The organism is Olleya sp. ITB9, assembly GCF_001315805.1.
Lineage (GTDB): Bacteria > Bacteroidota > Bacteroidia > Flavobacteriales > Flavobacteriaceae > Olleya > Olleya sediminilitoris.
Genome location: NZ_BCBW01000042.1, coordinates 1 through 25,440, shown reverse-complemented (window position 1 = coordinate 25,440; position 25,440 = coordinate 1). Strand labels below are relative to the sequence as shown.

Below are 25,440 nucleotides of genomic sequence, written 5' to 3'. Positions count from 1 at the left end.
TCTGTAACTCCTGATCCTGAATACACACCTCCTGTTGCTGTTCCGCTTCCTAAACCAGATTGTACTCCTGCATCAATACATACATCCGAAGGTGCTGTAAAAGTTACTGTTGGTAAAGCGAATACTTCTATAGCGTCACTTGCTGAATTAGAACAACCATTTCCATTTGTAAAGGTGTAAGTAATAGTATGAGTTCCTACACCTGCTATGGAAGGATCAAAGGAATACGTCATTCCGTTACCGTCGTCTGTAACTCCTGATCCTGAATATACACCTCCTGTTGCTGTTCCGCTTCCTAAACCAGATTGAATTCCTGCATCAACACATAAATCCGAAGGTGCTGTAAAAGTTACTGTTGGTAAAGCGAATACTTCCACATCATCACTAGCAAAATTAGAACAACCATTTGCGTTTGTAAAGGTGTAAGTAATAGTATGAGTTCCTACACCTGCTACCGAAGGATCAAAGGAATACGTCATTCCGTTACTATCGTCTGTAACTCCTGATCCTGAATATACACCTCCTGTTGCTGTTCCGCTTCCTAAACCTGACTGAATTCCTGCATCTATACATAAATCCGAAGGTGCTGTAAAAGTTACTGTTGGCAAAGCCTCTATAGTAACACTAACTGTTTCAGTCCCATAACAAAATCCAGGTGATTTATACTGCACAGTATATGTATTGGGTGTTGAAGCTGAAACATCAATAGTACCAGTATTAGTATTTATAGACAATCCTCCTGAAGATGAAAAAGAACCTCCAGAAACTCCTGTGATAGTAGGTGTTGGGTCTGAACCATCAACACAATATGCTGAAGCATCATAACTAAAAGAAGCATCCTCGATAGGTGTTGTCGTTATAGTAATGCTCCCACAGGATCCTGGTGTAACACAACCACCTTCACCTCTTACATAATAGGTCGTACTTGGTGGTGTAGGCGTTACAATAACAGTTGATGAAGTTGTTGTAGCTACTAATGTTCCTCCACAAGAACCTGTATAAACAGACCATTGTGTTGCATCATTTAAGTTTCCCGAAATACTAAGTAAAGCACTACCACCATCACATATAGTTGGAGGTGCTGATGTAATTGTTGGGATATCTGGCTCTACACAAGCAGCAACACAGGTTACAGATGGACTGTAACTAGTTGGTGTAATATCATATGCAGTAGTATTATTAAAACTCCAATTGCTACGATCGTTAATTTCTGCTAAAAGAAAGGTAGATGTTCCTGTTAATGTCCCTACATATTTTGCATTATCCTGTTCTGTAAGTGAAGTTACAAATAACGCTACACAATTAATACCATTTGATAATCCAGCTGGTAATCCAGAACCTGCAGTACCCAGAGGTCCTACAGACGAATCATTCCATAATGTAACTGGATCCAAAGCATTACTACCTCCATCATCACCATTAATTCCTGCAATAAAACTTGGTGTAGTTGCTGGCTCTGCGTTTGTTGCTTGGTAAGCTAATACTTGATCACCACCTAATAGGTTCCAACCAGAACCACTATCAAGTGACAATGATCCACCACCAGTGATGGTGAATGTATCTACACCAGATTCTGTGATATAAACTACTGTACCACATGATAAACCTGAACTTGGCGCAGTCCACCTAAGGTGACCTTCTGTTGTACCAGCCCATATATTTGAATCATCATTCCAGCCTTCTTCTGTAAAATATATAATTTCATTACCTGGTATATCGGTTAGTGATATAAAAGAAAAACTATGGTCAGCACCAGCGGTGGGACCTGAATCTGTATTATAGCCAACAAAGGCAATATCTCCTGCTGCTAATTGAGCAAAAGCCTTAGGAATACATAGTATCCCTACAAAAGTTAAAAAAAGTAATAGTTTTTTCATGGTTTAGTTTTTTATATTTTATTTAATACACTGTTTTCTAGATGCATAAATACGCATTATGCCATCCATTTTCTTCTGAAGTTATCGTAAGGTTTTTAAAATTTGAATTTAATATTTCTAAACAATTGTGTTTATAACTATTATTTTCCCAGGACAACTCCCATAAAAATTGTTTGTGAGATATTCTATGAGTTGAATCAAATAACAAAACACCTCTTGGTCCTGTTATTTTTTCTTTAGAAAAGGAATTTTTATGATTTAAATAATTATTAATCAATAGTCCATTTTCAAAACCAAGCACAGAAAACACACTTGGTATTTTATTATATTTTTCATTATACAGTTTTACAAAAAACTCGTTTTCTTTTGTTTCTAGTTCTTTAAACCAAGAAGACACACACTTAGTAGTGTTAAATACTTCAGGGAATTCGTTCAATATTTTATCATCTACAGTAAAAGGCAAGGTGTAAAGAGCTGTCGTCTTGTTAATTTTATTTTGCTGTAAATATTCTGCATGTTCTTTGGCATAAATCCCATTATAAAACGCAAAAATTGCATCAGGTTTTGTCTCTAATACAAATTGTTTCATTAACTCTGCTTCATTTTCTCTTGGATGTAATGGCGTAATAAAGTGTCCTGTGAATTCTGCTTTGTTATTTTCGTATAAAGTATTATGTAGTGCCTGTGTAAAGCCATAACCAGATTCATAATAACATGTAGAAGTCATTATTCTGGAAAGACCACGACTAATCAAATGTCTTCCAAGAGCATTACATGCTTGGTATAAATCCAATGAATTACAAAAAATATTTTTTCGTTTAGATAAATCTAAAGGCATTGTAGCTCCAAAATCAGCATATAAAAAAGGAAGCTCAGTACCTTCAACGTAATCTAATATTTCTCCTAAGCCTCTATGTCCCAACAAACCTGTAATTAACACAACATCTTCTTGATATACCAATTTTTGAATAGCGTTAATTACCGCCTCTGCATTATCACCTAAACCAATACCTTCAATACAGAAACTGTAATTAGAGCTAGGCATCATCAATTTTAATCCATCTACAAAGTCTTTGACCATGGTTGGATGTCCTTTAGACAGTGGTAATAAAACCCCTATTTTTTTTTCATTCATATAGAAATATATACAGGACTTACGTTTTATAAGCCCTTATTTTAAGTAATTAACTTCTTGAAGGGAAAATACCTACTTGAGCTATACAAACATTGATTCCTAAAAAAGGATTTCTTGATTGCATTGGTATATTATTACCACTTAGACTTGTAGTTCCTGAAATTACTACACCACCAACTTTATCATTAGAAGTAGGATTTTCTTGATAAATACTTGGTGTTGATCCACCTGTACTAAATCCGCTGGCTCCTCCATCACTTTCATTTATTTCTGCACCAGAAACATCAGTGGTATAAACATTTACATTTGCTGTACCGTTTATTAGAGCATGATTATGAGAAGGCATGTTAGCTTGTGTTATATACAATTGTTCTGCTCCACCTCGTTCACCCCAAGCTATACTTGAAAGTCCTGGTCCATGACCAATATGAACTATACTTCTTCCTCTTAAATCAGGTAATCCAAATGTTGTTCTTCCATCTCCTCCAAAGGTTGTTCCTATTAGTGAAAACAATGCTGTATTAGAAGAGATAGAAAGTAATTGTCCGTCACATTTTGCCCAACCACGTGGTGCAAAATTAAATCCGAATGGTTGAATTTGGCCTATAAATGGTTCCATAAACTTTAGTTGTTTTAATGATTAATAATATATGTGAGTTTAATAAAATTGTTACTCTAACAAATCTATACCCAACAACCGTTTCTAATAAGCGTATAATCACTGTGTATTAAAACCACGTAAAAACACCTGATTTTAGTAATACGGTTTTTTATGTGAATTAGTATGACTAGATTTATGATATAATTAAACCAAAACATAAAAAACCATGAGTAAAAATGAAGTAACACTAGAACACGCAAAAACTTGGGCTAAAAAATGGCAAACAGACAACCCAAAGCATTGCAAAGCTTTTTTAATGCCTACAATAGATTTAATAGAAGCCTTTATTGAAATGAACGTTTTAGTAAAACAAGAAGATGGCAACTACAGCCTTCAAGATATAGATTCTAGTAGCGTTCGTGCTTATATGGCAATTGACGAAAAGATTGAAGAAGGTTATGGAGAAAAACTACTACTTGTTGGTACTAAAGTAGACTGTAAAGGTATTCATCGTGATATTATAGAAGACGAAAAACCTTCTGGTTGTGATGACGGTATTGTAGAAACTGCTGTAAATGCATTAACAGGAAGTGGCGTTTTTGATTTTACCTCACCTTGTCCAAGTGATTGCGATATAAATAGTCCTTTATTCAACCCATAAATTTAATGAAGTTAATAAGTTCCCTATTTGAATACACTGGAATAGCAATACTATTTATTAATGCTATACTATTTTTTAAAAGCTATACTTCAAAAAAAAGTATGGCTTTTAAATATTTTAGTATTTATTTAGGGACTTCTTTAATTATTGTAGTAATCACCTCTACACTTTCATTTTTTTCAAAAGACAATCTTTATTTATCACACTTTTATTTTATTGGACAATTTATTTTATTATCCTTATTTTACAAAGAGTTATTTAATTCAACTCAAAAAAAGATAGTTAATACTATTTTAATCTTAGTTTTATTAACTTTATCAATACAATATGCTAATAAACCTAATCTGTTCTTTAAATTTTTTGTTTTTGAAATTTTTATAACCTCTTTTCCTATAGTTATATATTCTATTATTCACCTTTATAATTCAATAAGTAAAAAAGGAGCGTTTATCTACATAAATGCAGGAATTTTAATTTATTTAACAACTAGCACTTTAATATTCATTTTAGGCGATTATTTATCTGAATATAACAATACAACAATTAAGAAGATTTGGTTGGTCAATAAAGTATTATATCTATTATATTTAATATTAATTTTTGTAGAATGGAAAACAACATTATCGATGGACAAGAACAAGTAATAGTCGCTCTAGTCTATGGACTTATTTTTTTAGTTTTACTTACTACTGGCCTAATATTATTTTTCCATTATTCTAGACAAAAAATTATTCAAAAAGAACTTGAAAAAGCTGATTTAAAACTTAAAAATCAACAAAAAATATTACAAACCTCTATCGCTATTCAAGAAAGAGAACGTAAACGTATTGCACAAGATCTACATGATGCTATCAGTTCTAAATTAAACATTGTAAGCTTAACAACAAACGTTTTACTTATAGATGAAACTATTACCGAAAAACAAAAAACAGCCTTAGAGCAAATATTAAATATCACTACAGGAACCTTAGAAAGCTCACGTAAAATTGCACACGATTTATTACCTCCTATATTAAATGAATTTGGTCTAAAAGCTGCATTACAAGAACTGTTTGAAGACTTTTCTAAACACACTAAAATAGAAATTGAAGATAACGTTGAAACTTTAACTAGGCTATCAAAAAACAACCAATTACATGTATTTAGAATTGTCCAAGAACTTATTAATAATTCTATCAGACACGGTAAAGCAAATGAATTAGTAGTTTATATGGAACAAAATGAAACAGGTTTTATAATACGCTATCAGGATAACGGAAAAGGATTTGATGTAAATAACATACATAAGAAACCTGGGATTGGTCTTCAAAATATTAAAAGTAGAGTTAAAATTTTAAAAGGAACACTAAAAATAGAAAGCACACCCAATAACGGAAGTCAATTTATTATACGTTGTAATTATGAAAGATAAAATAAAGATTGCATTAGCTGATGATGAACTTTTGTTTAGACAAGGTCTAAAAGCTATTTTAGAAACTAATGAAGCAATAGAAGTTCTTTTTGATGTTGAAAATGGAGAATTATTAATACAAGAATTACGTAATACTGAAACTTTACCCGAAATAGTAGTTACTGATCTTAAAATGCCAGAACTTAATGGTGTAGAAGTCACTAAACTTATAAAAAAAGAATTTCCTGATATAAAGGTTATTGCGTTGACTAGTTATTTTAGCAAACCTTTTATTTTAAATATGATTTCTATAGGTGCAGTTGCGTATTTAGCAAAAAACAGCACACCGACATTAATGATAAAAACCATTAAAGAAGTCGCTGCTAAAGGGTTTTACTATGACAACCAAGTCCTACAATATATACATGAAAGTATTGCAAATCCAGTTGACAAAAAGGTAAAATCTAGTTTTGACACTAACTATTTTACAAAACGTGAAACAGAAGTTTTAACTCTAATATGCAAACAATTGACAACTAGTGATATTGCCGAAAAACTATTTATCAGTCCACGAACTGTTGAAGGACATCGTAACAATTTGTTGTTAAAAACAGAGTCTAAAAACGTTGCAGGATTAGTTATATATGCTCTAAAAAACAAATTGGTTTCTTTAGAAAATGACTCATTCTAAAAAAAACAAAAAGCGCTTTGAATTTAATTCAAAACGCTTTAACATTTAATCTTTTATTAAAACAGTGATTAGTCCCTTGACATAAAAATTCTAAGAATATACCAAAATAATAGCATTAACGATGCAAACAAACCTAAAGCTGCAGGTATATAATCGTCAGTAGAATATTTATTTACAATTTGAGACGTTTGATAAAGTATAGAGCCAGCAGCTAGTACACACATCGCACCAGAAAACCATAAACCTAGGTCAAACCCAAAAATTGTTCCTGCAATAATTAACCCTAAAGCAATAAAAAAACCGATAGTTAATCCTGCTTTTAAAAACGAAAAATCTTTATTTGTTAACATAACCACAGCTGTTAATCCTGTAAATAAGGCTAAAGTTACTAGTGCAGCTTGTTGTAATATTTCTGCTCCAGAATCCATGTAAAACGCTGCAATATAAATCATAGGCACAAAAATAACAGCTTGCGCTAAAATGTATATTCCGTAGGCAAGATATTGTTTATTCTTATCAGCTGTTTTCATAGCTGTACTTTCTGCGTAGGTTGTAATTAGCATAAATCCTCCTAATAGTAATAGCCATTTGTAGCCTTGCGTCATTGACAACATAAACTCTACTAAAGCATCACTTTGTAGTAATAAATATTCAAATAACACAAATGCTAAAACGCCTCCAGCAACGTGACCGTAAGTTTTTTTATAAAATGCAGTTCTATCTGCGTCAGAAGCCATAGTTAAATGCGTTCCACCTTGATAATTTTCTAAATTATTGTCCATAAATTATTGATAGTTTAATTGGTTACTCAAATGTAAAAAAAGAAACCTAATAATTTTACTTATTAGGTTTAATATATTTTAGTCTCTGTTTCCTAAAATTTGCATAGCCCAATATAATAAAGAAGCTAATGCACCAATTGCAGCAACCAAATAAGTTCTGGCTGCCCATTTTAAAGCATCTTCAGACCCTTTATATTCATCTGGAGTCACTATATTTTTTGCTTTAAGCCAAGCTAAAGCTCTATTACTAGCATCATACTCTACTGGTAAGGTTATAAAACTAAATAAGGTTGCAAAACCCATCATTACTAATCCTGCAATTGCAACGTAAAATCCACCTGCACCTAAAATATTAGATGCCATTAAAGCAATACCTCCAATAATTACCCATTGGGACATACTAGATGTAACTTGTACTACAGGTACTAATTTAGATCGCATAGTTAAATAACTATAAGCTGTAGCATGTTGTACAGCATGTCCAACCTCATGTGCTGCTACTGCTGCTGCTGCTGCATTGGCATGATTATAAACAACCTCACTTAAATTAACCGTTTTGTTTGTTGGATTGTAATGATCTGTTAATTGTCCTTTTACAGAAATTACTTTTACATCTCTTATTCCATTATCAGACAACATTTTTTCGGCAATTTCTTTACCAGTCATCCCATTACGCAAGTGTACTTTAGAATAAAATGCAAACTTACTTTTTAGCTTATTGCTTACAATGCCACTAATTATACCTATCACACCAATTAAAATGTAATATCCCATATATCCTGAAAACATATTCTTTATTTTTAAATTAACAATATAAATATAACAAAAAGTGAGCCAATGTAACAGCAAGCTATTTTGTCAGTAAACACTTAAAAATGATAAAATGCATTTTTTAGATGTTCGATACTAAATTGATTATTTTCTTTAACAATAGCAATAATATCAAAACGAATTTCTACATCTAAGCCATTTGTTGTCACATATTGATCCACTGCTTTTACTAAACGTTGTATTTGTTTAGGTTTAACGAAATCTTGTGGATTACCAAAATTAGTGGTTGATCGTGTCTTAACTTCAATAATTGCTAAAACATCCTTTTTTTTAGCTATTATATCAACTTCTGCTTTAGCAAAACGATAGTTACGGTCTAAAATATCATAGTTGTTTTCTATCAAAAAATCAACTGCTAATTGCTCTCCTTTTTTACCAAGTTCGTTATGACTAGCCATTATTGCTTAAATACTACACTTGATTTATTTTTTTCAACCTTCAAAAATACCTCACGTCCTAAAATTAAAGCTCTGTTATCTTTTTCATGTCCTGCAGGCATATTAAAAGCCACAGGAAAATCATACTCTGACAAAACATCTAAAATAAGTTGCTCTACTGAAGTTCCCCAAAGGGTTGTATTCTTTCTCATTTTACTCATATCTCCCACTAAAACTCCTGCACAGTCATTAAAATAACCTGCTCGTTTTAGACTTTGTAACATTCTATCGATATGGTATTTGTATTCACCTATTTCTTCAATAAACAAAATTTTACCTTTAGTATCTATGCTTTCTTTTGAGCCCAACATGGTGTGTAAAATAGTTAAATTCCCACCAACTAATACTCCATTGGCATCTCCAGTTTTGTTATAGTTTGACCCTTTTAAAGTATAATTTAAGGGTTTACCAAAAAGAGTGTTTTTAAAAGTTGCAATACTTTGTTGTATATCGGACAAATCTGTTGGAAGACTAACACACATTATAGCGTGTAAGGTTTGTACTCCTAAATTGTGAATTTGATTGTGTAGTGCAGTAATATCACTATAACCAATTAACCATTTAGGTTGTTTTAAAAACTTAGTGTAATCTAATTTATCCAGTATTCTAACTGTACCATAGCCACCACGTGCAGACCAAATGGCTTTTATTTTTGGGTCGTCTAATGCCATTTGAAAGTCTTCACATCTCTCTTGATCTGTTCCAGCAAAATGATCGGCTTGATTATATATGTTTTTACCAATCACAACATGCAATTGCCAGCTTTCTAAAAGTTTTTTTGCTCGATTAACTTCATCGTTTCTATTTTTTAAAACTCCAGAAGGTGCGACAATAGCAACAGTGTCTCCTGCTTTTAAATAAGGTGGCTGTATCAATTTTGTTTCGGTTTTGTTTTGTGCTGAAGTTGTTTTATTTCCTAAGAAAAAAAACATACCACACAACAGTAATAGTATTCTTTTTTTTGACATAGTGTAAATGTACAAGATATTTGATAAAATAAACGAATATGGTTTTATTGGTTAATTATAAATTTTATGAAAACCAAAACTATAATTAAATCCAAAACCCACATGAGTAACTTTGCCAAAATTACCATATAATTTAAATCCAAATGAACGACTAAAAGCAGTAGGTCTACCTATTGGGATTAATCCATAAAAAAGCCTGAATCTATTTTTATCCTTTTTAAAAAACTTGTAATTAATTTCAAATGGAACTCCGATATAATGCTCTTTTTCTCTATATTTTAAACCCTCTACTTTATACCTATTTATTAAAGTATTACTGGAGATACCTGCAGATAGACTTAAAGAAGATCCATCATAAACAAAACGCTTACCATAAAGCAAACCATATTCGTTTAAAGAATTTCCATTAATATATGCTGGAAATAAAAATGCTTTAGACAAACCTCTATTTCTATTTACATTTTTACTAGCTATGTATAAGTTTCTAAATGTAAAAAGATTGTTCCCTTTCTGATAATTTCCAGTATATCCAAGTGATAACCCTTCAAAATTAACTCCAGAATATCCTAAAAAAACTTCAAAATAAGCTATAGGGTTGTTATAGTCTCTTTTAATTTCTTCTTGAGAAAATGAAAACTTAATAAAAATCAATATTATAATTAAAGCTAAATAGGTTTTTATAGTTTTTTCTCAAATTTATCAAAAAATATACGTTTTTAATAAATCTGATTTAAAGAATACATTATTAAAAAACATAATGATTATTTTTGCTCCAAAACAGAACGCCACATGCCTAAAGATTCAAAAAGATATACAATTACAGCAGCCTTACCTTATACTAATGGTCCAATACATATTGGTCATTTAGCAGGTGTTTATGTTCCTGCAGATATTTATGCTAGATACAAAAGATTAACAGGTAACGATGTTGCTTTTATTTGCGGAAGTGATGAGCATGGTGTACCAATTACTATTAAAGCTAAAAAAGAAGGGGTTACACCTCAACAAATTGTAGATCGCTATCATAAAATCATTAAAGATTCTTTTGAAGAATTTGGAATAACTTTTGACAACTATTCTCGTACTTCAGCAAAAATCCATCATGATACTGCTTCTGAGTTTTTCAAAACTTTGTACGATAAAAACGAATTTGTTGAAGAAGTCTCAGAACAATTATATGACGCAGAAGCTAACCAATTTTTAGCAGACAGATTTGTAATAGGGACTTGTCCAAAATGCGGTAATGAAGAGAGCTATGGTGACCAATGCGAAAAATGTGGTACCTCACATAATGCAACAGATTTAATAAACCCTAAATCTGCAATTACTGGTAATGTACCTACTTTAAAAGAAACTAAACATTGGTTTTTACCTTTAAATAAACATGAAGCATTTTTACGTGAGTGGATACTTGAAGGTCATAAAAAAGATTGGAAACCTAACGTATATGGTCAAGTTAAATCATGGATTGATGACGGGTTAAGACCACGTGCTGTAACTAGAGATTTAGATTGGGGAATTCCAGTACCTGTTCCTGGAGGAGAAGGAAAAGTATTATACGTATGGTTTGATGCGCCAATTGGTTACATATCCTCTACTAAAGAATGGGCTGCAAGAGAAGGTAAAGATTGGGAACCATACTGGAAAGATCAAGACACAAAATTAGTACATTTTATTGGTAAGGATAATATTGTGTTTCATTGTATTATATTTCCTGCAATGTTAAAAGCAGAAGGCAGCTATATATTACCTGATAATGTACCTGCTAACGAATTTTTAAATCTTGAAGGCAACAAGTTATCGACCTCAAAAAATTGGGCAGTTTGGTTACCAGAATATTTAAAAGACTTCCCTAATCAGCAAGACGTTTTGCGTTATGCTTTAACTGCTAATGCCCCAGAAAGTAAAGACAACGATTTTACCTGGAAAGATTTTCAAGCTAGAAACAACAACGAGTTAGTAGCCATCTTTGGTAACTTTATCAACCGTGTTGTAGTTTTAACCAATAAATACTATGAAGGTATTGTACCAACACCTTCAGAGTTTGAAGCTATTGACCAAGAGACTTTAGCAACCGTTAAAGCTTATCCAGCTGTTATTGAAAGCTCTTTAGAGCGCTACCGTTTTAGAGAAGCTGGTCAAGAATTAATGAATCTTGCTAGACTTGGAAACAAATATTTAGCAGATGAAGAACCTTGGAAACTTGTTAAAACTGACGAAGCTAGAACTAAAACCATCATGTATGTTGCGTTGCAAATTGCAAGTGCATTGGCTACTTTATCAGAACCATTTTTACCATTTACATCTACTAAACTTAAAAACATATTAAATACAAACACTAATGTTTGGAGTGACATAGCAACCAAAGACATCTTACTTCCTGCTACACACCAAATTGGTAAAGGTGAATTATTATTTAGTAAAATTGAAGATGCCACAATCCAACTTCAGCTAGATAAATTAGAAGCTAGCAAAAAAGCAAATGAAGCTGCTAATAAAGTAGTCGAACCTCAAAAAGAAGAAATTACTTTTGACGATTTTACAAAATTAGATTTACGTGTCGGAACGATTTTAGAAGCCGAAAAAATGCCTAAAGCAAAAAAATTATTAGTTTTAAAAGTAGATACAGGCATTGACGTACGTACTATTGTATCCGGAATTGCAGAACATTTTAAACCAGAAGATGTAATTGGTAAAAAAGTTACCGTTTTAGTTAACCTTGCTCCAAGAAAATTACGTGGTGTAGAAAGTCAAGGTATGATTTTAATGACTGAGAATGCTGAAGGCGCATTAGTGTTTGTAAACCCTGACGATGCTTCAGTAAACAATGGATTACATATTAGTTAATTTTTTTCTATCTAAAATGGAAATTATATAATGCATGAAAACAATCATGTAATATAAAATATCAAAGACGGTTATATCTTTGTATCATAATTAAAAATTAATATTATGAAACAAATTATAACCGTCTTATTTTTGAGTCTACTTTTTAGTTGTGGATCAACTAAAGTCGTAAGAGAATCAAGAAAAACCATAAAAGGGTCATGGGTATTAAACTCGATTAACTACAGTCAACCCGGAACATATAATGTCACACTTTTAAACGATACTTCAAAAGAGTGTTTTGAACAAAGTACATGGCAGTTTATACCAAATAACTACTCTGGTACATATACTATAAACAATGCTAATTGTAATACAGGTGAAAGATATTTTAACTTTACAATCCAAGAAGTAGATCAAACTACAGGTTTATACAGTTTTTTATTAAAGCCTACTGACGCCAAAGGTAAAAGTGATACTAACCAAGGTTTCAGATTAACCTTAGCACAATTGTCAGAAACTAATATGACATGGGAACAAACCTTAACGGTAGACGGTAAGCCATTTACCATTAACATGAACTTTATAAAACAATAATCACTATGAAAACTATAATAAAAAATATATCAACAAGTGCTTTAGCTATACTTTTAATTACAAGTGTATCTAGCTGTAGCAGTGTACAAAACGCAAACAACAAACAAAAAGGAGCAGTAATTGGAGCTACAGGAGGAGCCATTCTTGGTGCCATAATTGGTAACAATGTTGGTAAAGGTGGTAATGGAGAGTTAGGCGCTGTTATTGGTGGTGTTGTAGGTGGTGGAGCTGGTGTGCTTATCGGAAATAAAATGGACAAACAAGCGCAACAAATTGAAGAAGAAATTCCTGGTGCAGTTGTAGAGCGTGTTGATGATGGAATTGTAATAACTTTTGATGAAAATAGTGGTGTATATTTTGACACTGCTAAGTACAATGTTAATACAGCATCACAAACTAGTTTAAACAAATTAGTCTCTGTATTTAAAGAGTATCCAGACACAAACATATTAGTAGTTGGTCATACAGACAGTGTTGGTAGCGAAGAAAGTAACATGACATTATCAAAAAACCGAGCATATGCTGTTACAAATTACTTGACAAACCAAGGTTTAAGTAGCAGTCGTTTTACAACCAACTGGTTTGGAGAAAATCAACCAATAAACGATAATAGTACAGCCGAAGGACGTGCAAAAAACAGACGTGTAAATGTCGCTATTTTACCAAACGAAAAAATGATTAACGACGCACAACAAGAAACTCAAAATTAATATAATTCTTTATAAAAATATTCGAAAAATTAAACTGAGTTAGATATATTACAAGACCTTATTTATTAAAAAATAAGGTCTTTTTTTATGCTTATAAACTATATAATTTCCAAAACCAAACTGCCAAAATCCTCAGTTCAAAACACCATTGACTTACTTAACCAAGATGCTACAATTCCATTTATTTCTAGATATCGAAAAGAAGTAACTGGAAATCTAGATGAAGTACAGATTGGAGATATCGTAAAATATAAAGAAGAATTTGAAACTTTAGAAAAACGTAAAATCACAATTTTAAAAGCTTTAGATGAACAATCAGTCTTAACCGAAGATTTAAAAGTTAAAGTTGAATCCTGTATAGACCTAATTACTCTAGAGGATTTATATTTACCCTATAAAAAAAGTAGAAAAACCAAAGCTGAAACTGCACGTAAAAACGGCTTAGAGCCATTAGCAAAAATCATCATGAGTCAAAACGCAAATGATGTAGAAACCATTGCTTTTAAATACGTTAAAGGAGACATTACTAAAGTTGATGATGCTTTAGAAGGTGCACGACATATTATTGCTGAGTGGATTAATGAACGTACAGACATTCGTAATAACCTGCGTAAACAATTAGAGCGTCATGCGATGATTTCCACGACAGTGGTAAAAACAAAAAAAGACGATGAAAACGCTCAAAAATTTAGAGATTATTTTGAATGGGAAGAAGCATTAGGTCGCATACCTTCACACAGACTTTTGGCAATTTTAAGAGCTGAAAAAGAAGGTTTTATTAGAGTTAAAATTGAAATAGATAAAATTAAAGCGTTAGAAAACATTGATCGCAGAATTATAAAAAGTGACAATGCTTGTGCTGACCAATTAGAGCTTGCAATAAGCGATGCTTATAAGCGTTTACTGTTTCCGTCATTAAGCAATGAAGCACTACAAAACGCCAAAGAAAAAGCAGACCAATCTGCTATAAGTGTTTTTGCTAAAAACTTAAAACAATTATTATTAGGTTCGCCTTTAGGCGAAAAAAGAGTACTTGCTATAGATCCTGGTTTTAGATCAGGTTGTAAAGTAGTGTGTTTGGATGCACAAGGGACTTTATTGCATAATGAAAACATCTACCCTCATGCTCCAAAAAATGATAGCATTGGTGCTATGAAAAAATTAGCAACTTTAACTGAATCCTATAATATTGACGCTATTGCTATAGGAAACGGAACAGCATCTAGAGAAACAGAAGCTTTAGTAAAAAAAGTACATTTCAAGAATGACATTCAAGTCTTTGTAGTTAGCGAAGCTGGAGCAAGTATTTACTCGGCTTCAAAGATAGCAAGAGACGAGTTTCCTGATTACGACGTTACCGTAAGAGGATCTGTATCAATTGGACGTCGTTTACAAGACCCTTTAGCTGAGCTGGTAAAGATTGATGCCAAGTCTATTGGTGTTGGACAATACCAACATGATGTTGATCAAAATAAACTACAAAAACAATTAGATATTGTTGTTGAAAATTGTGTTAACAGTGTTGGTGTTAATATCAATACAGCAAGCACCTCTTTATTAAGTTATGTGTCTGGAATTGGCCCTAAATTAGCCGAAAATATTTTTAATTACAGAGCTGAGAATGGTGTTTTTAAAAGTAGAAATGATATAAAAAAGGTTCCACGTCTAGGTGCTAAAGCATTTGAGCAAGGTGCAGCCTTTTTAAGAATTAGGGAACCTAAAAACCCATTAGACGATTCTGCTGTACACCCAGAAAGCTATACTATTGTTAAAAATATGGCTAAAGATTTAAGAGTAACTTTAAATGATTTAATTGGGAACAAAGAACTACTAAAAAAAATAGATTTAAAACACTATTGCTCTGATACTGTAGGATTACTAACATTAGAAGACATTATAAAAGAACTTGAAAAACCAGGTTTAGATATTAGAGAGGAAGCTAAAGTCTTTACTTTTAATCAAAATATTAAAACCATTAACGATTTAGCGTCAGGACAATTATTACCAGGTATAGTTAATAATATTACCAATTTTGGCTGTTTTGTTGATGTTGGTATTAAAGAAAGTGGATTAATACATGTTTCTAATTTATCGGATAGCTTTGTTAAGGATGTAAATGAGCATGTCCATTTACACCAACAGGTTATTGTCAAAGTTTTAGAGGTTGATGTTACTAGAAAAAGGATTCAATTACAATTACATAAATAACAAAAAAAAAGCATCAACCTTATATAAGATTGATGCTTTTTAATTTTAAACAACCTGCTTTATGACGCTTGTTTTAAAGTAATAGCTTTAGATAAATTAGTCTCAATTATGTCATGCCAATTTTGGATACGTTTGGCTTCATAATCTTCAATAAAAGCTTCATCTGCATCAAAAAAAGATAATATTAAAGCTTCTTTTTTAGACGATACAAACTGTAATTTTAGATCTAAATGTTTTAAATGTGAGGCTTTATCTTTTCCTTCTTGATAATCTGATATAATCTCACAAGACTTGACTTGAGATAAATCTATGGTTTTTACTACATTAGTTTCATCTTTAAAATGAACATAAGATAGCATGTTTTGGTTTTCGGCGAAAGCCATAAATTTATTATTCCAAGTTTCAGACATAGTATACTTCAACCCATTGGAAAGTAATAATTTTTCGGCTTTATGTTTAGTTTTTGTTTTGCTATTTAATCCTTTAAATACAAATATAAAAAAAGGGACTAATACGCTTAAAACTAATAATATTGATAGTAGTGTGAATGATAATTTCATGGTTTTGTTTTTTAAATTTAATGTATAATACATCAACACAAAATCTTAATTTTAAAGACCAGTGTTGCAATAGTTGCGTTAAACGTATTGTGTTTAAGTAAACCAATGAAATGGGTAAATAATCTGTGTTTTTGGTAATCCTACAGCAATACTATTGCAGGATTTTTGATATAATAAAACAGTATTTTGTTGTGTTTTATTTACCGTTTTAACCAATGCATACTGCTTGTAAAATGAGATATTATCTTCTAACTGAAGGTTAACAGATAACTCAATGTCAGAATTTACAATTATACCTTGCGAGTCTAATGAAGGACTAGCTTGAACGGTATGTTGCGGAAAAGTATGCTGTACAACATTAGCATCTGTACCTTCTGAGAAGAAGATAGTAGAGACACTTAATAAAAGCGTTATAACTAAAAAGTTAAGCTTTGACATTATTATACTTTTGTTTGATTGACAAAGGTATAACTTATCTTGTTAAGAGTGTCTTAAAGTTTTTAAATCGGCTTAATTGCTTTTAAAACTTGGAAGCCTTAAATTTAAAGTTTTAAACTACTTTTTGAATGCTAAAAATAGCTTACCATCCTATTTACTGTCATCCGTTGCCAGAAAAGCATCGGTTTCCGATGATAAAATATCAATTATTACCTGAACAATTATTGCACGAAGGCACTTGTATTGAAGCTAACTTTTTTGAACCTAACAGAATGATTGATGAAGCTCCTATTTTAGCTGTACACGACCCAGAGTATTTTTACGATTTACTAAATATTACTTTAGATCAACGTGCTGCACGTAAAATTGGTTTCCCGTTGAGTGAGGTTTTGATAGAAAGAGAAATTACTATTGCTGATGGCACTATAAAAGCCAGCCAATTTGCAATACAACATGGTATTGCTATGAATATTGCTGGAGGTACACACCATGCTTATAGCAATCGTGGTGAAGCTTTTTGCATGTTAAACGACCAAGCAATTGGTACAAGATACCTCCAAAATAAAGGTCTAGCTAATCGTATTTTAATTGTAGATTTGGATGTACACCAAGGTAATGGTACTGCCGAAATATTTAAAAATGATCCTTCTGTTTTCACCTTTTCAATGCATGGAAAACACAATTATCCTTTTAAAAAAGAACAAAGTGACTTAGATATTGCTCTAGAAAACAATATTGCAGATACAGAGTATCTTTCAATTTTACAAAAAACATTACCTAAATTAATAACAGACTTTAAACCTGATTTTATCTATTATTTAAGTGGTGTTGACGTCATTAAAACAGATAAATTAGGTAAACTAGGTTTGACAATTGCTGGTTGCAAAGCTAGAGATCAATTTGTCTTAAACACCTGTAAAACACACAACATTCCTGTTATGTGCAGTATGGGTGGAGGCTATAGTCCTGACATAAAAACCATTGTAGATGCACATGCCAATACCTATAGATTAGCTCAGGATATTTATTTTTAATTGTAATTATTAGCAGCTTTTATAGACTATAAGTTTATGCTAAAAACATTTACAGAATTTTCTACCAAAGGAACTTTAAAAATATCAGACCAAAGCCTTTTAAAAACATTTTCCAATTCAAAACAAATTGGCTTATACACCTTTATTGTTACTAGAAATTCTAGTTTAGAGTTAATTGTAGATGGTGTACCACTACTTTTAAAACCACATCAAATTTTATCATTAACACCTATACAACAGCTAAAATATATAGCTGGAAAACAAAGTGTTGTTTATCAATTTAATCAAGAATTTTATTGCATTAAGGATCATGATAAAGAAGTTGGTTGTGCTGGTGTTTTGTTTTTTGGTAACGACAGCATTCCTGTTATTACGTTAAATACCATCGAGCAAGATAAATTTAATATGTTGCATGATATGTTTTTAGAAGAAATAGAAACACAAGATACTATACAAGCAGAAATGCTAAGGATGCTTTTGGCTAGGTTTATTATCAAAACTACCAGATTGCTTAAGACCGAAACTACAAGTGATGCCATTATTAAATCTACAGATGAAACTTTAAGACAATATAACTTATTAGTTGAAGCTCATTTTAAAAACGCACATCATGTTGGGTTTTACGCGGACAAACTTAATAAATCTGCAAAAACACTATCCAATAGTTTTTCAAAATTCGGACAAAGTCCTCTAAAAATAATACATGAACGGTTAATTTTAGAAACTAAACGCCAACTAATGTATACGGACAAAACTGCCAAACAAATTGCTTATGATATTGGTTTTGAAGACGCCTCACATCTAAGCAGACTGTTTAAAAAACAAACAATGGTAACTATGTCAGAGTTTAAAAAAAACTTGTAAGCTTTTTTTATAGATTTTAACTACAAAACTACTATTAGGGAAAAATAGACATGCAATAAGGTAATATTGTCGTTTTAAAACCTACTTCCCTATCGCATCTTTGCAGTATAATAATTAAACACATGCAAGATGAAAACAACAACATCCATATTCAATTTAATAGAAATATTTACAAAAGCTAAACGAAATATAGCCAAAGCTGTTAATCCACAAGAGCATTGTGAGCACAAACAACTACACGACTATTATTGTGACGCAGAATTAAACAAAGGAATTATTGACAATTCAATTATATAACAACAAATCTATAAAATTAAAACAATGAAAAAATTAATCGCAACTTTAGTATTAACATTAACTCTTTTAGTATCTGTTAATGCACAAGACAAAATGATGAAAAACGACACTGTAAAAACAGTAGCACTAGAGCAGACTACTGGTGAGTTTACACAAAAAGGTTTAACTATAAGCGAAGGAACTTATGTATTTGAAATTGCAAATAATGCAGTTGGTAAAGATGTTGGTTTTGTACTAATAAAAAAAGGAGCTGATGCATCCAATCCAGAAAACCACATTAAAACAGCTTATGTTACTAGCGTTGTTAAAGACGGAGAAACACAAAGTAGCAAAGCGACAACATTAGCAAAAGGAGAATACACATACTTTTGCCCATTAAATAATACACCTCAGTACACCTTAACTGTACAGTAGATTATTAAAGTCTTATCAAATTACTTTAAGACTTAAAAACAAATGATTGATAGCCATTATATTATTATTTAAAATAAAAAAAGTCTGCTAAATTATAGCAGGCTTTTTACTTATATTATATGTTGATCTTTAAAAACTTTGAAGTAGAATTACCCCTAACAATACACACACAAAAGGCAAACTTAACAATAAACCTAAATTATGTTTACTTGGTTTACTTCTGTTAAACTTAGCATTTAAAACCTTTCTAGTTTTACCATTATACTTTAACCAATTTTGAATATGTATAATAAATGAAATAATCGCAAATAAAATCCAAGCTTTATCACTTGATATTGTAGAAGCATTCATTTTAGTTAAAAAAGTGGCTATAAACACACCCGAAACAAAAACTAAAGCGATTTGCAATGCCGAAATATAAAACAAAGCTATAGAGTTTGCTTTTTGTTTAAAACGTGTTTTAAAGGCTGTAAAAACAGTAAAAAATAATAAATCGAATGTTGTCATAAATGATATAAAAAAACCTGCTACAATGTAGCAGGTTTTTTTTGATAAAATAAATTATTAGTTAGATAAAACTTTTAAATTATCTAAGTGATATCTTGTTGTTGCGTCTGGATCAGAACCTTCATAAAAGAATCCAATATTTACATTTCCTTCGTATTGAGATATATCGATTGTAGTAATTGGTTGTAAACCACCAAAACCACTAGTTGAACCATAAGGTATTTCTGCATTTAAAGGTTCCCAAGTCGCTACTAGAGGATCTCCTGAAAAATCAGTAGATATGTATGCTGATAGTATAATACCATTAGAAAATGCTACCTCAAGATCGAATGATAATAGGTTATCAGAGCTAGTCCCTAAGTCGATTACTGGTGTAACTAACCAAACATCTGCTTCAGAATTATTAGAGCTAAAAGCCGAAATCCTAGAGTAATCATTATTATTGAAACCACTAATAAACCAATCTGTATTTGTTCCGCTAACATTTACATTAGTCCAACCTTCATTGGTATAATTTCCAAAACCTTCAAAATCCTCTTCATAAACAACATTAAAATCATCAATATTTAAAAGAGAACAACGTGTGTTTTCAAAAACTACGTCTTCTGTAGAATTTAAAGTCAATAATGTAGTATCTCCTGAAAAGTTTTTAACAATTACTCCAGAAATAGAACCATTTAATGTTGGTAATAACTCGTTTTTAAAAGTTGAGAAAGCACTAGTCTCTAAAATAAGTTCTGAATATTCTAACCCGCTACAAGACTGTAATGTGCGTTGTGTGTCATAATCTTCAGTAGGGTCAAAATAACGTTCACCAGCTAAATCATCTGCAAACTCGACATTATCAAATTTTACAAACATACCTATGTGCTCACCACTTACCACTCCAAAAGTTAAATTTAATGGAATAATAGTTTCTGTAGTTGCAGAACGTAAGACATTTGAACTTTCTTGACTATTAGTTAGAGCTGTTACTGTAGTACCATATTGATCAGATTCAGTTCCTCCACCAATTGTAATGACACCATTACCAACTCTTGTTTCTCCAATATGTAGACCGTTTAACTTAATATAAACCTCACGACCTTTATTAAATTTATTGTATATATCTGATGAACTTGTAATAACTTGTAATCCTGCAGTTGGGTTTTCAGCTTTATCTTGTATATAAAACTCTTTAAAAAAGTTTCCCGTTGCATCAGAAGAACTTACATATCCTTTAACTACAATATTTGTATCTACTGGAAATGGAATATCATCGTCAGAACTATACATTGCTTTAACTTCTTCAATTGAGACTAAATCTAATGCACCTGTTTCAATCTGACTAAGTAATAAATTTAAAGCTAAATTCTCTTCATTTCCTTGTGACTGTGGTACAGAATAATCATCGTCCTCTACACAAGACGTTATAGCTAATAAAGCCATAAGACTAAAAGCTAATGTTAAAATTTTATTCGTTTTCATAATTGTAATATTAATTATTAATAATTTCCTTTTTCTTTTTTTTTAAAACCTAAGATACACATTTACAAAGTAATTAGCTCCTCTACCATACCAGTACTTAGGACCAAAAACTCTTTTCTCTAAATTTACATCATCTCTTAAAGCTCTGTAATCTGCACGTCTTCCTTGTTCAAAACCACCAGTTTTATATTGCTTATCTAATAAGTTACCAACACTTGCAAAAAATCCGATGTATTTATCTCCAATTTTCCAAGACTTACCTCCAACTAAATTAACGACCATATAGCTATCAAACTTTTCTTGTTTTAATAAATCTACAGCTATTTCTGGATCATAATCATTGTAAGGTAATCCGTCCGCATCTGTATAGAATTCATTTGATCTTGATAATGGACTTACGTCAATGTATGCGTTATCAAAAAAGTTAGCTGTTGCTCCAAACCACCAGTAATCAGGATCTCTATATTCAAACCCAACTGAATATGCAGTTTGTGGTCCTCCTGCTACTTTATAATTTTCAAGATTAGAAGTACTTACTAATCCAGAAGTATTTACAACATCACCACCTTGAACATCTATAAAGTCTTCTGATGTTGACGTTACATATAAGTTAGGATTATTACTATAAGTATATTGTCCTACAGAAGCTGCTCCTTTTAGTTTAATAGTTGGTGTTACTTGAGCTTCTACACCTAATTCTCCTCCAATATGTTGTTTTTCTACACCAGATAATACTTCTTGAATAAAACCTGTTGTACTACCTTGGGTGAAGAAAAATGATACTTCATTAGCATCTTCGATTTTAGTGTAAAAACCAGTCAATTTAGCTTTTACTATTGGAGACCTGAAAATATAACTAGCATCTATAGAAGAGATTTTTTCTTCTGTAATATTAATATCTGTATTATCTATACCATTAATTACACCTACATAATCATGACTTTCTCTTGAATTAGTATAAGTATTTCTTATTGATGGCGCTTTAGCAATATAACCTCCATTAAAGTCTAACAAATGCTTACCAGAAATCTTATAGGTAAATCCTGCTTTGGCACCATAACCAGTAAATTCGATTTTATCACCTTTTCCAAATGAGTTATCTCTTTCTATACCATCTTCAATGTATACTTGATTTTCGTTTTTATATAAACCCTCTCTTTGGTAATCTGTTTTAGTTACACTACCAGCTACATAAAAATCAACTTTGTTATATTTAAACTGAGCTTGTGCAAATCCTGATAATTCGTTTACAAATAAGTTGTAGTTGTATCTAAATTTATCTCCAACAAATGCTACTTGATCAGGATTGTTTAAATCAAATTGGTTTTGACTAAAAGAATCTACATTTAAGGCTCCTGTTGTGCTTCCTAATAAATCAATGATTTCAGCAAAATTTTCAGAATCTAATTTTTTGTAATTAATTCCTGCATTAATTAAAACATTTTCATTAACCTCTGTACTAAAAATAGTGTTAAGCGTTAATTGTTTATCATCATTTCTGTCTTCATATAATACATATGCTGCGTTAGCACCAGATATGTTGTTAGTCAAGTTAGCATCCACAATTCTGTCCCAATCAATTTGTCCATCGTTTAAAAATTCTTGTTCAGCTTGGTATGCTCCTGCTAAATCTTCATCTTCAAGAAAATAACTTGGTAAATCTTGGTAATATGCTGGACTTGGGTTTTCACCTCCTGCATAATCTAAACGACTATTACCTACTTTTCCAAATTGGTAACCAACGTTAGTATTTAAACTTGTTTTTTCATTTATGTCCCAATAATGGTTTAATAACAAAATTGGTTCTTCAACTTCTTTAATACGCGAATTTTTCTTTTCTCCATCATAATTACCCCAAAATTCATTGTACTTAATTCCTTTTAAGTCATATACTTCTTGTGTGTTAGCAGAAGATTTACCTCTACGGTTTGGTGCGTAAATTGAAGTAAAGTTAATACTGTGTTTATCATTAATTTTCTTTTCTACAGAAGCAAAAAGCGAATTAGAATCATATAATGTAGCATCTTGATATCCTTCATTTCCCCAACGTCTACCTACCATAAGTGTATAAGCCCAACCATCTTCCATCAATCCAGAAGCATAACTAGCCATTAAACGGTTAGTGTAACTTCTATTTGAAGATGAATATGTAACACGTCCACCTTCTCTATAATTAGAAGCTCTAGTATTAATATTTGTTGTTCCTAAAACACCTCCAAAACTATAAGCAGATGGAGATAATCCAGTACTTAACTCTTGGTTACGAACAACATCGTTTAATCCTCCCCAATTACTCCATTGTGGACGACCTGTATCTTGTTTATTCATTTCTACACCATTGATTAGTACTTTGGCGTTATCTGAATCTAGACCTTTAACTCTAAAAAATGATGAGCTAAACTCAAAAGCAGCTGTACGCTGAAAAATATCTTGTGATGATGATAGTAATCCAGAGATATTATCCGATCCACTTGTATCATCATTTAATTCGTCATCAGATAAAGTAATTGTAAACAAATCTTGTTCATTAGCAATTGACACATCCAATGTCATATCCTGTATATCAAGTGTTTTACCTTGATTAACAATAATAGGATATCTTTTAGTTTGATAGCCAACTTTTTCAATTTTAAGAATTTGTTCACCTAAAGGTATTTCACTAGTAAAGGTAAATTGTCCAAAACCATCAGTTTGTTCTGATAATAATGATTTTTCAATGGTAACAGTCACATCAGGAATAGGCTCATCGGTTACAGCATCTTTTACACTACCTTTAACTGTAGTCTTTTGTGCAACAAGTGTAAACGTTGAAAGAATTCCTAATAAGAAAAATAAATAACTTTTTTTCATACTATAAATTATAGTTAATTAATTGTTGGTACGTTAAATAATGATTATTTAAAGCGGGCAAATTTACATTATTTCTAATAAATATATACTTTTGGCAAGCGTTTTGTATTTAAGATAACGTTAACATAACACAAAATCACAATGACACATTTAAAACTTTGGATTACAGCACTTTTCCTTACAGCAATTGTAAGTTTAAACGCTCAAGAAAAGAAAAAATATAAGATACATACAGTAGCTTTTTATAACCTAGAAAACTTGTTTGACACCATCAATGATCCTACTAAATATGATGAGGCTAGCCCAATGATGGAAATAAAAGCTGATAGATCTGAGATTTACAAGAAAAAAGTCCATAATATGGCTAGTGTAATAGCTGATATAGGTAGTGATGTAACAAAAAACACTCCTGCTATTATTGGTATATGTGAGGTAGAAAATGTAAATGTTATTGAAGATGTTGCAAACGACCCATTATTACTTGGTAAAGATTATGGCATTGTACATTTTGATGGTCCTGATAACAGAAGTATTGATGTAGCCTTATTATATCAAAAATCATTATTTCAAGTCATGACCAAAAGTACACATACTCTTAAAATATTTGATGATAAAACAAGAAAACGCATCAATACTAGAGACCAATTATTAGTTACAGGTCGTTTAGAAGGCGAAAAAATACACGTCATTGTCAACCATTGGCCTTCTAGAAGTGGTGGCGAAGCTAAAAGTAGACCAAAACGTGTTGCTGCAGCAAAGCTTAACAAAAGGATTATTGATAGTTTACAATCTGTAGATCCTTATGCTAAGATTATTACAATGGGAGATTTAAATGATGACCCAACGAATGCTAGTGTCAAGGACGTTTTAAAAGCTGAAAGAAATAAAGACAAAGTTGATTTTAAAGGGATATACAATCCTTATATTGATATGTTTAAAAAAGAAGGCTTAGGTACCACTGCATATAGAGATGCTTGGAGTTTATTTGATCAAATCATGATTACAAAACCCTTTTTAGACAAAGATTATACCAACCTTACTTACTACAAAGCAGGAATTTTTAACAAATACTACTTAGTAAATAAAAAAGGACGTTATAAAGGTTATCCGCTAAGAAGTTTTGCTGATGGTGGATTTACAAATGGATTTAGCGATCACTTTCCAGTATATATTTACTTAATTAAAGAAGTAAATGACAAAAAAAATAAAGAAACTAAATAACATTACAAAAGATTAGTTTTCTATTAATACATAAAAAAAAAGACAGCGCTTTAGTCTCATTTCTGTACAACTTT

General features: G+C 31.4%; 25 protein-coding genes and 1 pseudogene. 13 read left to right on the top strand and 13 right to left on the bottom strand.

Going from position 1 to position 25,440, the window contains the following annotated elements:
* From ITB9_RS12680 to ITB9_RS12670, 3 genes and pseudogenes are all read right to left on the bottom strand, one after another.
* A pseudogene (locus tag ITB9_RS12680) lies at positions 1-1,877 on the bottom strand (hypothetical protein); the annotation flags it as partial.
* Positions 1,878-1,914: 37 nt separating this feature from the next.
* Positions 1,915-3,012, bottom strand: a complete 1,098-nt coding sequence (locus tag ITB9_RS12675; RefSeq protein WP_054852525.1) for an ABC transporter substrate-binding protein — start codon at positions 3,010-3,012, stop codon at positions 1,915-1,917.
* 49 nt (positions 3,013-3,061) lie between these two features.
* Positions 3,062-3,631 (bottom strand): phage tail protein, encoded by a 570-nt coding sequence (locus tag ITB9_RS12670; protein ID WP_054852524.1) that lies wholly within the window; start codon positions 3,629-3,631, stop codon positions 3,062-3,064.
* Between the two features lie 208 nt (positions 3,632-3,839).
* On the opposite strand from ITB9_RS12670, the gene ITB9_RS12665 reads away from it, so the two are divergent.
* From ITB9_RS12665 to ITB9_RS12650, 4 genes are read left to right on the top strand one after another with little or no spacing between them, the layout of a single operon-like run.
* Complete coding sequence (locus ITB9_RS12665) at positions 3,840-4,274, top strand: hypothetical protein (RefSeq protein WP_054852523.1); 435 nt, start codon at positions 3,840-3,842, stop codon at positions 4,272-4,274.
* Between the two features lie 5 nt (positions 4,275-4,279).
* Positions 4,280-4,918, top strand: coding sequence for a hypothetical protein (locus tag ITB9_RS12660; protein ID WP_028291635.1), 639 nt, complete (start codon positions 4,280-4,282; stop codon positions 4,916-4,918).
* Positions 4,882-5,685, top strand: a complete 804-nt coding sequence (locus ITB9_RS12655; RefSeq protein WP_261975656.1) for a sensor histidine kinase — start codon at positions 4,882-4,884, stop codon at positions 5,683-5,685. The genes ITB9_RS12660 and ITB9_RS12655 overlap by 37 nt, the downstream gene beginning before the upstream one ends.
* Positions 5,675-6,355, top strand: a complete 681-nt coding sequence (locus ITB9_RS12650; RefSeq protein ID WP_054852522.1) for a response regulator transcription factor — start codon at positions 5,675-5,677, stop codon at positions 6,353-6,355. The genes ITB9_RS12655 and ITB9_RS12650 overlap by 11 nt, the downstream gene beginning before the upstream one ends.
* Before the next feature lie 68 nt (positions 6,356-6,423).
* Here ITB9_RS12650 and ITB9_RS12645 read toward each other — a convergent pair whose 3' ends face one another.
* The 5 genes from ITB9_RS12645 to ITB9_RS12625 form a co-directional block, all read right to left on the bottom strand.
* A complete protein-coding gene (locus ITB9_RS12645; protein WP_054852521.1) occupies positions 6,424-7,137 on the bottom strand; it encodes a Bax inhibitor-1 family protein in 714 nt (237 codons plus the stop codon).
* Between the two features lie 78 nt (positions 7,138-7,215).
* Entirely contained in the window at positions 7,216-7,926 is a 711-nt protein-coding gene (locus tag ITB9_RS12640; protein ID WP_261975655.1) for a zinc metallopeptidase, read from the bottom strand.
* Between the two features lie 80 nt (positions 7,927-8,006).
* A complete protein-coding gene (locus ITB9_RS12635) occupies positions 8,007-8,366 on the bottom strand; it encodes a YraN family protein (protein WP_028607560.1) in 360 nt (119 codons plus the stop codon).
* On the bottom strand, positions 8,366-9,373 hold the full coding sequence (locus ITB9_RS12630) for an LD-carboxypeptidase (RefSeq protein ID WP_148638457.1): 1,008 nt from the start codon (positions 9,371-9,373) through the stop codon (positions 8,366-8,368). Before ITB9_RS12630 ends, ITB9_RS12635 begins: the two co-directional genes overlap by 1 nt.
* Before the next feature lie 51 nt (positions 9,374-9,424).
* Complete coding sequence (locus ITB9_RS12625; RefSeq protein ID WP_054852520.1) at positions 9,425-10,024, bottom strand: hypothetical protein; 600 nt, start codon at positions 10,022-10,024, stop codon at positions 9,425-9,427.
* A gap of 93 nt (positions 10,025-10,117) precedes the next feature.
* On the opposite strand from ITB9_RS12625, the gene metG reads away from it, so the two are divergent.
* The 4 genes from metG (at position 10,118) to ITB9_RS12605 (ending at position 15,714) form a co-directional block, all read left to right on the top strand.
* Positions 10,118-12,220, top strand: a complete 2,103-nt coding sequence (gene metG, locus ITB9_RS12620; RefSeq protein WP_261975657.1) for a methionine--tRNA ligase — start codon at positions 10,118-10,120, stop codon at positions 12,218-12,220.
* Positions 12,221-12,325: 105 nt separating this feature from the next.
* Complete coding sequence (locus ITB9_RS12615) at positions 12,326-12,796, top strand: lipocalin family protein (protein WP_054852518.1); 471 nt, start codon at positions 12,326-12,328, stop codon at positions 12,794-12,796.
* A gap of 5 nt (positions 12,797-12,801) precedes the next feature.
* Positions 12,802-13,506, top strand: a complete 705-nt coding sequence (locus ITB9_RS12610) for an OmpA family protein (RefSeq protein ID WP_054852517.1) — start codon at positions 12,802-12,804, stop codon at positions 13,504-13,506.
* A gap of 87 nt (positions 13,507-13,593) precedes the next feature.
* The gene (locus tag ITB9_RS12605; protein ID WP_054852516.1) at positions 13,594-15,714 is read left to right on the top strand and encodes a Tex family protein; all 2,121 of its coding nucleotides are present in this window, start codon (positions 13,594-13,596) and stop codon (positions 15,712-15,714) included.
* A 59-nt stretch (positions 15,715-15,773) separates the two neighbouring features.
* Here ITB9_RS12605 and ITB9_RS12600 read toward each other — a convergent pair whose 3' ends face one another.
* Together ITB9_RS12600 and ITB9_RS12595 are read right to left on the bottom strand one after the other, a co-directional pair.
* Entirely contained in the window at positions 15,774-16,274 is a 501-nt protein-coding gene (locus tag ITB9_RS12600) for a hypothetical protein (RefSeq protein ID WP_148638455.1), read from the bottom strand.
* Positions 16,275-16,367: 93 nt separating this feature from the next.
* The gene (locus ITB9_RS12595; RefSeq protein ID WP_054852514.1) at positions 16,368-16,712 is read right to left on the bottom strand and encodes a hypothetical protein; all 345 of its coding nucleotides are present in this window, start codon (positions 16,710-16,712) and stop codon (positions 16,368-16,370) included.
* Positions 16,713-16,840: 128 nt separating this feature from the next.
* Here ITB9_RS12595 and ITB9_RS12590 point away from each other — a divergent pair, with 128 nt between their 5' ends.
* The 4 genes from ITB9_RS12590 to ITB9_RS12580 all read left to right on the top strand — a co-directional run bounded on the left by ITB9_RS12590 (position 16,841) and on the right by ITB9_RS12580 (position 19,321).
* The gene (locus ITB9_RS12590; RefSeq protein ID WP_054852513.1) at positions 16,841-17,746 is read left to right on the top strand and encodes a histone deacetylase; all 906 of its coding nucleotides are present in this window, start codon (positions 16,841-16,843) and stop codon (positions 17,744-17,746) included.
* Positions 17,747-17,782: 36 nt separating this feature from the next.
* Positions 17,783-18,610 carry an AraC family transcriptional regulator gene (locus tag ITB9_RS12585; RefSeq protein ID WP_054852512.1) on the top strand — a complete coding sequence of 276 codons (828 nt, stop codon included), beginning with the start codon at positions 17,783-17,785 and terminating at the stop codon, positions 18,608-18,610.
* A 129-nt stretch (positions 18,611-18,739) separates the two neighbouring features.
* Complete coding sequence (locus ITB9_RS15675) at positions 18,740-18,907, top strand: hypothetical protein (protein WP_187294276.1); 168 nt, start codon at positions 18,740-18,742, stop codon at positions 18,905-18,907.
* Positions 18,908-18,931: 24 nt separating this feature from the next.
* Positions 18,932-19,321 (top strand): plastocyanin/azurin family copper-binding protein, encoded by a 390-nt coding sequence (locus ITB9_RS12580; protein WP_054852511.1) that lies wholly within the window; start codon positions 18,932-18,934, stop codon positions 19,319-19,321.
* Between the two features lie 129 nt (positions 19,322-19,450).
* On the opposite strand, the gene ITB9_RS12575 is transcribed toward ITB9_RS12580, so the two are convergent.
* Genes ITB9_RS12575 through ITB9_RS12565 form a run of 3 tightly spaced genes read right to left on the bottom strand, consistent with a single transcriptional unit; the run spans position 19,451 to position 24,145 of the window.
* Positions 19,451-19,828: a hypothetical protein gene (locus ITB9_RS12575; RefSeq protein ID WP_054852510.1), complete on the bottom strand. Its 378-nt coding sequence runs from the start codon at positions 19,826-19,828 to the stop codon at positions 19,451-19,453.
* A 57-nt stretch (positions 19,829-19,885) separates the two neighbouring features.
* Positions 19,886-21,295, bottom strand: coding sequence for a DUF5689 domain-containing protein (locus ITB9_RS12570; RefSeq protein ID WP_054852509.1), 1,410 nt, complete (start codon positions 21,293-21,295; stop codon positions 19,886-19,888).
* 42 nt (positions 21,296-21,337) lie between these two features.
* Positions 21,338-24,145 carry a carboxypeptidase-like regulatory domain-containing protein gene (locus ITB9_RS12565; protein ID WP_054852508.1) on the bottom strand — a complete coding sequence of 936 codons (2,808 nt, stop codon included), beginning with the start codon at positions 24,143-24,145 and terminating at the stop codon, positions 21,338-21,340.
* 141 nt (positions 24,146-24,286) lie between these two features.
* On the opposite strand from ITB9_RS12565, the gene ITB9_RS12560 reads away from it, so the two are divergent.
* On the top strand, positions 24,287-25,366 hold the full coding sequence (locus tag ITB9_RS12560; protein ID WP_054852507.1) for an endonuclease: 1,080 nt from the start codon (positions 24,287-24,289) through the stop codon (positions 25,364-25,366).
* Positions 25,367-25,440 lie beyond the last annotated feature (74 nt).

Excerpts from the sequence above, each read along its gene's own strand:
- ITB9_RS12660 (WP_028291635.1), top strand. The coding sequence starts at position 4,280 with ATGAAGTTAATAAGTTCCCTATTTGAATACACTGGAATAGCAATACTA.
- ITB9_RS12610 (WP_054852517.1), top strand. The coding sequence starts at position 12,802 with ATGAAAACTATAATAAAAAATATATCAACAAGTGCTTTAGCTATACTT.
- ITB9_RS12605 (WP_054852516.1), top strand. The coding sequence starts at position 13,594 with ATGCTTATAAACTATATAATTTCCAAAACCAAACTGCCAAAATCCTCA.
- ITB9_RS15675 (WP_187294276.1), top strand. The coding sequence starts at position 18,740 with ATGAAAACAACAACATCCATATTCAATTTAATAGAAATATTTACAAAA.
- ITB9_RS12565 (WP_054852508.1), bottom strand. The coding sequence starts at position 24,145 with ATGAAAAAAAGTTATTTATTTTTCTTATTAGGAATTCTTTCAACGTTT.
- ITB9_RS12600 (WP_148638455.1), bottom strand. The coding sequence starts at position 16,274 with ATGAAATTATCATTCACACTACTATCAATATTATTAGTTTTAAGCGTA.
- ITB9_RS12675 (WP_054852525.1), bottom strand. The coding sequence starts at position 3,012 with ATGAATGAAAAAAAAATAGGGGTTTTATTACCACTGTCTAAAGGACAT.
- ITB9_RS12615 (WP_054852518.1), top strand. The coding sequence starts at position 12,326 with ATGAAACAAATTATAACCGTCTTATTTTTGAGTCTACTTTTTAGTTGT.
- ITB9_RS12580 (WP_054852511.1), top strand. The coding sequence starts at position 18,932 with ATGAAAAAATTAATCGCAACTTTAGTATTAACATTAACTCTTTTAGTA.
- ITB9_RS12645 (WP_054852521.1), bottom strand. The coding sequence starts at position 7,137 with ATGGACAATAATTTAGAAAATTATCAAGGTGGAACGCATTTAACTATG.
- ITB9_RS12655 (WP_261975656.1), top strand. The coding sequence starts at position 4,882 with ATGGAAAACAACATTATCGATGGACAAGAACAAGTAATAGTCGCTCTA.
- ITB9_RS12575 (WP_054852510.1), bottom strand. The coding sequence starts at position 19,828 with ATGACAACATTCGATTTATTATTTTTTACTGTTTTTACAGCCTTTAAA.
- ITB9_RS12595 (WP_054852514.1), bottom strand. The coding sequence starts at position 16,712 with ATGTCAAAGCTTAACTTTTTAGTTATAACGCTTTTATTAAGTGTCTCT.
- ITB9_RS12585 (WP_054852512.1), top strand. The coding sequence starts at position 17,783 with ATGCTAAAAACATTTACAGAATTTTCTACCAAAGGAACTTTAAAAATA.
- ITB9_RS12570 (WP_054852509.1), bottom strand. The coding sequence starts at position 21,295 with ATGAAAACGAATAAAATTTTAACATTAGCTTTTAGTCTTATGGCTTTA.
- ITB9_RS12665 (WP_054852523.1), top strand. The coding sequence starts at position 3,840 with ATGAGTAAAAATGAAGTAACACTAGAACACGCAAAAACTTGGGCTAAA.
- ITB9_RS12630 (WP_148638457.1), bottom strand. The coding sequence starts at position 9,373 with ATGTCAAAAAAAAGAATACTATTACTGTTGTGTGGTATGTTTTTTTTC.
- ITB9_RS12640 (WP_261975655.1), bottom strand. The coding sequence starts at position 7,926 with ATGTTTTCAGGATATATGGGATATTACATTTTAATTGGTGTGATAGGT.
- ITB9_RS12670 (WP_054852524.1), bottom strand. The coding sequence starts at position 3,631 with ATGGAACCATTTATAGGCCAAATTCAACCATTCGGATTTAATTTTGCA.
- ITB9_RS12560 (WP_054852507.1), top strand. The coding sequence starts at position 24,287 with ATGACACATTTAAAACTTTGGATTACAGCACTTTTCCTTACAGCAATT.
- ITB9_RS12590 (WP_054852513.1), top strand. The coding sequence starts at position 16,841 with ATGCTAAAAATAGCTTACCATCCTATTTACTGTCATCCGTTGCCAGAA.
- ITB9_RS12635 (WP_028607560.1), bottom strand. The coding sequence starts at position 8,366 with ATGGCTAGTCATAACGAACTTGGTAAAAAAGGAGAGCAATTAGCAGTT.
- ITB9_RS12650 (WP_054852522.1), top strand. The coding sequence starts at position 5,675 with ATGAAAGATAAAATAAAGATTGCATTAGCTGATGATGAACTTTTGTTT.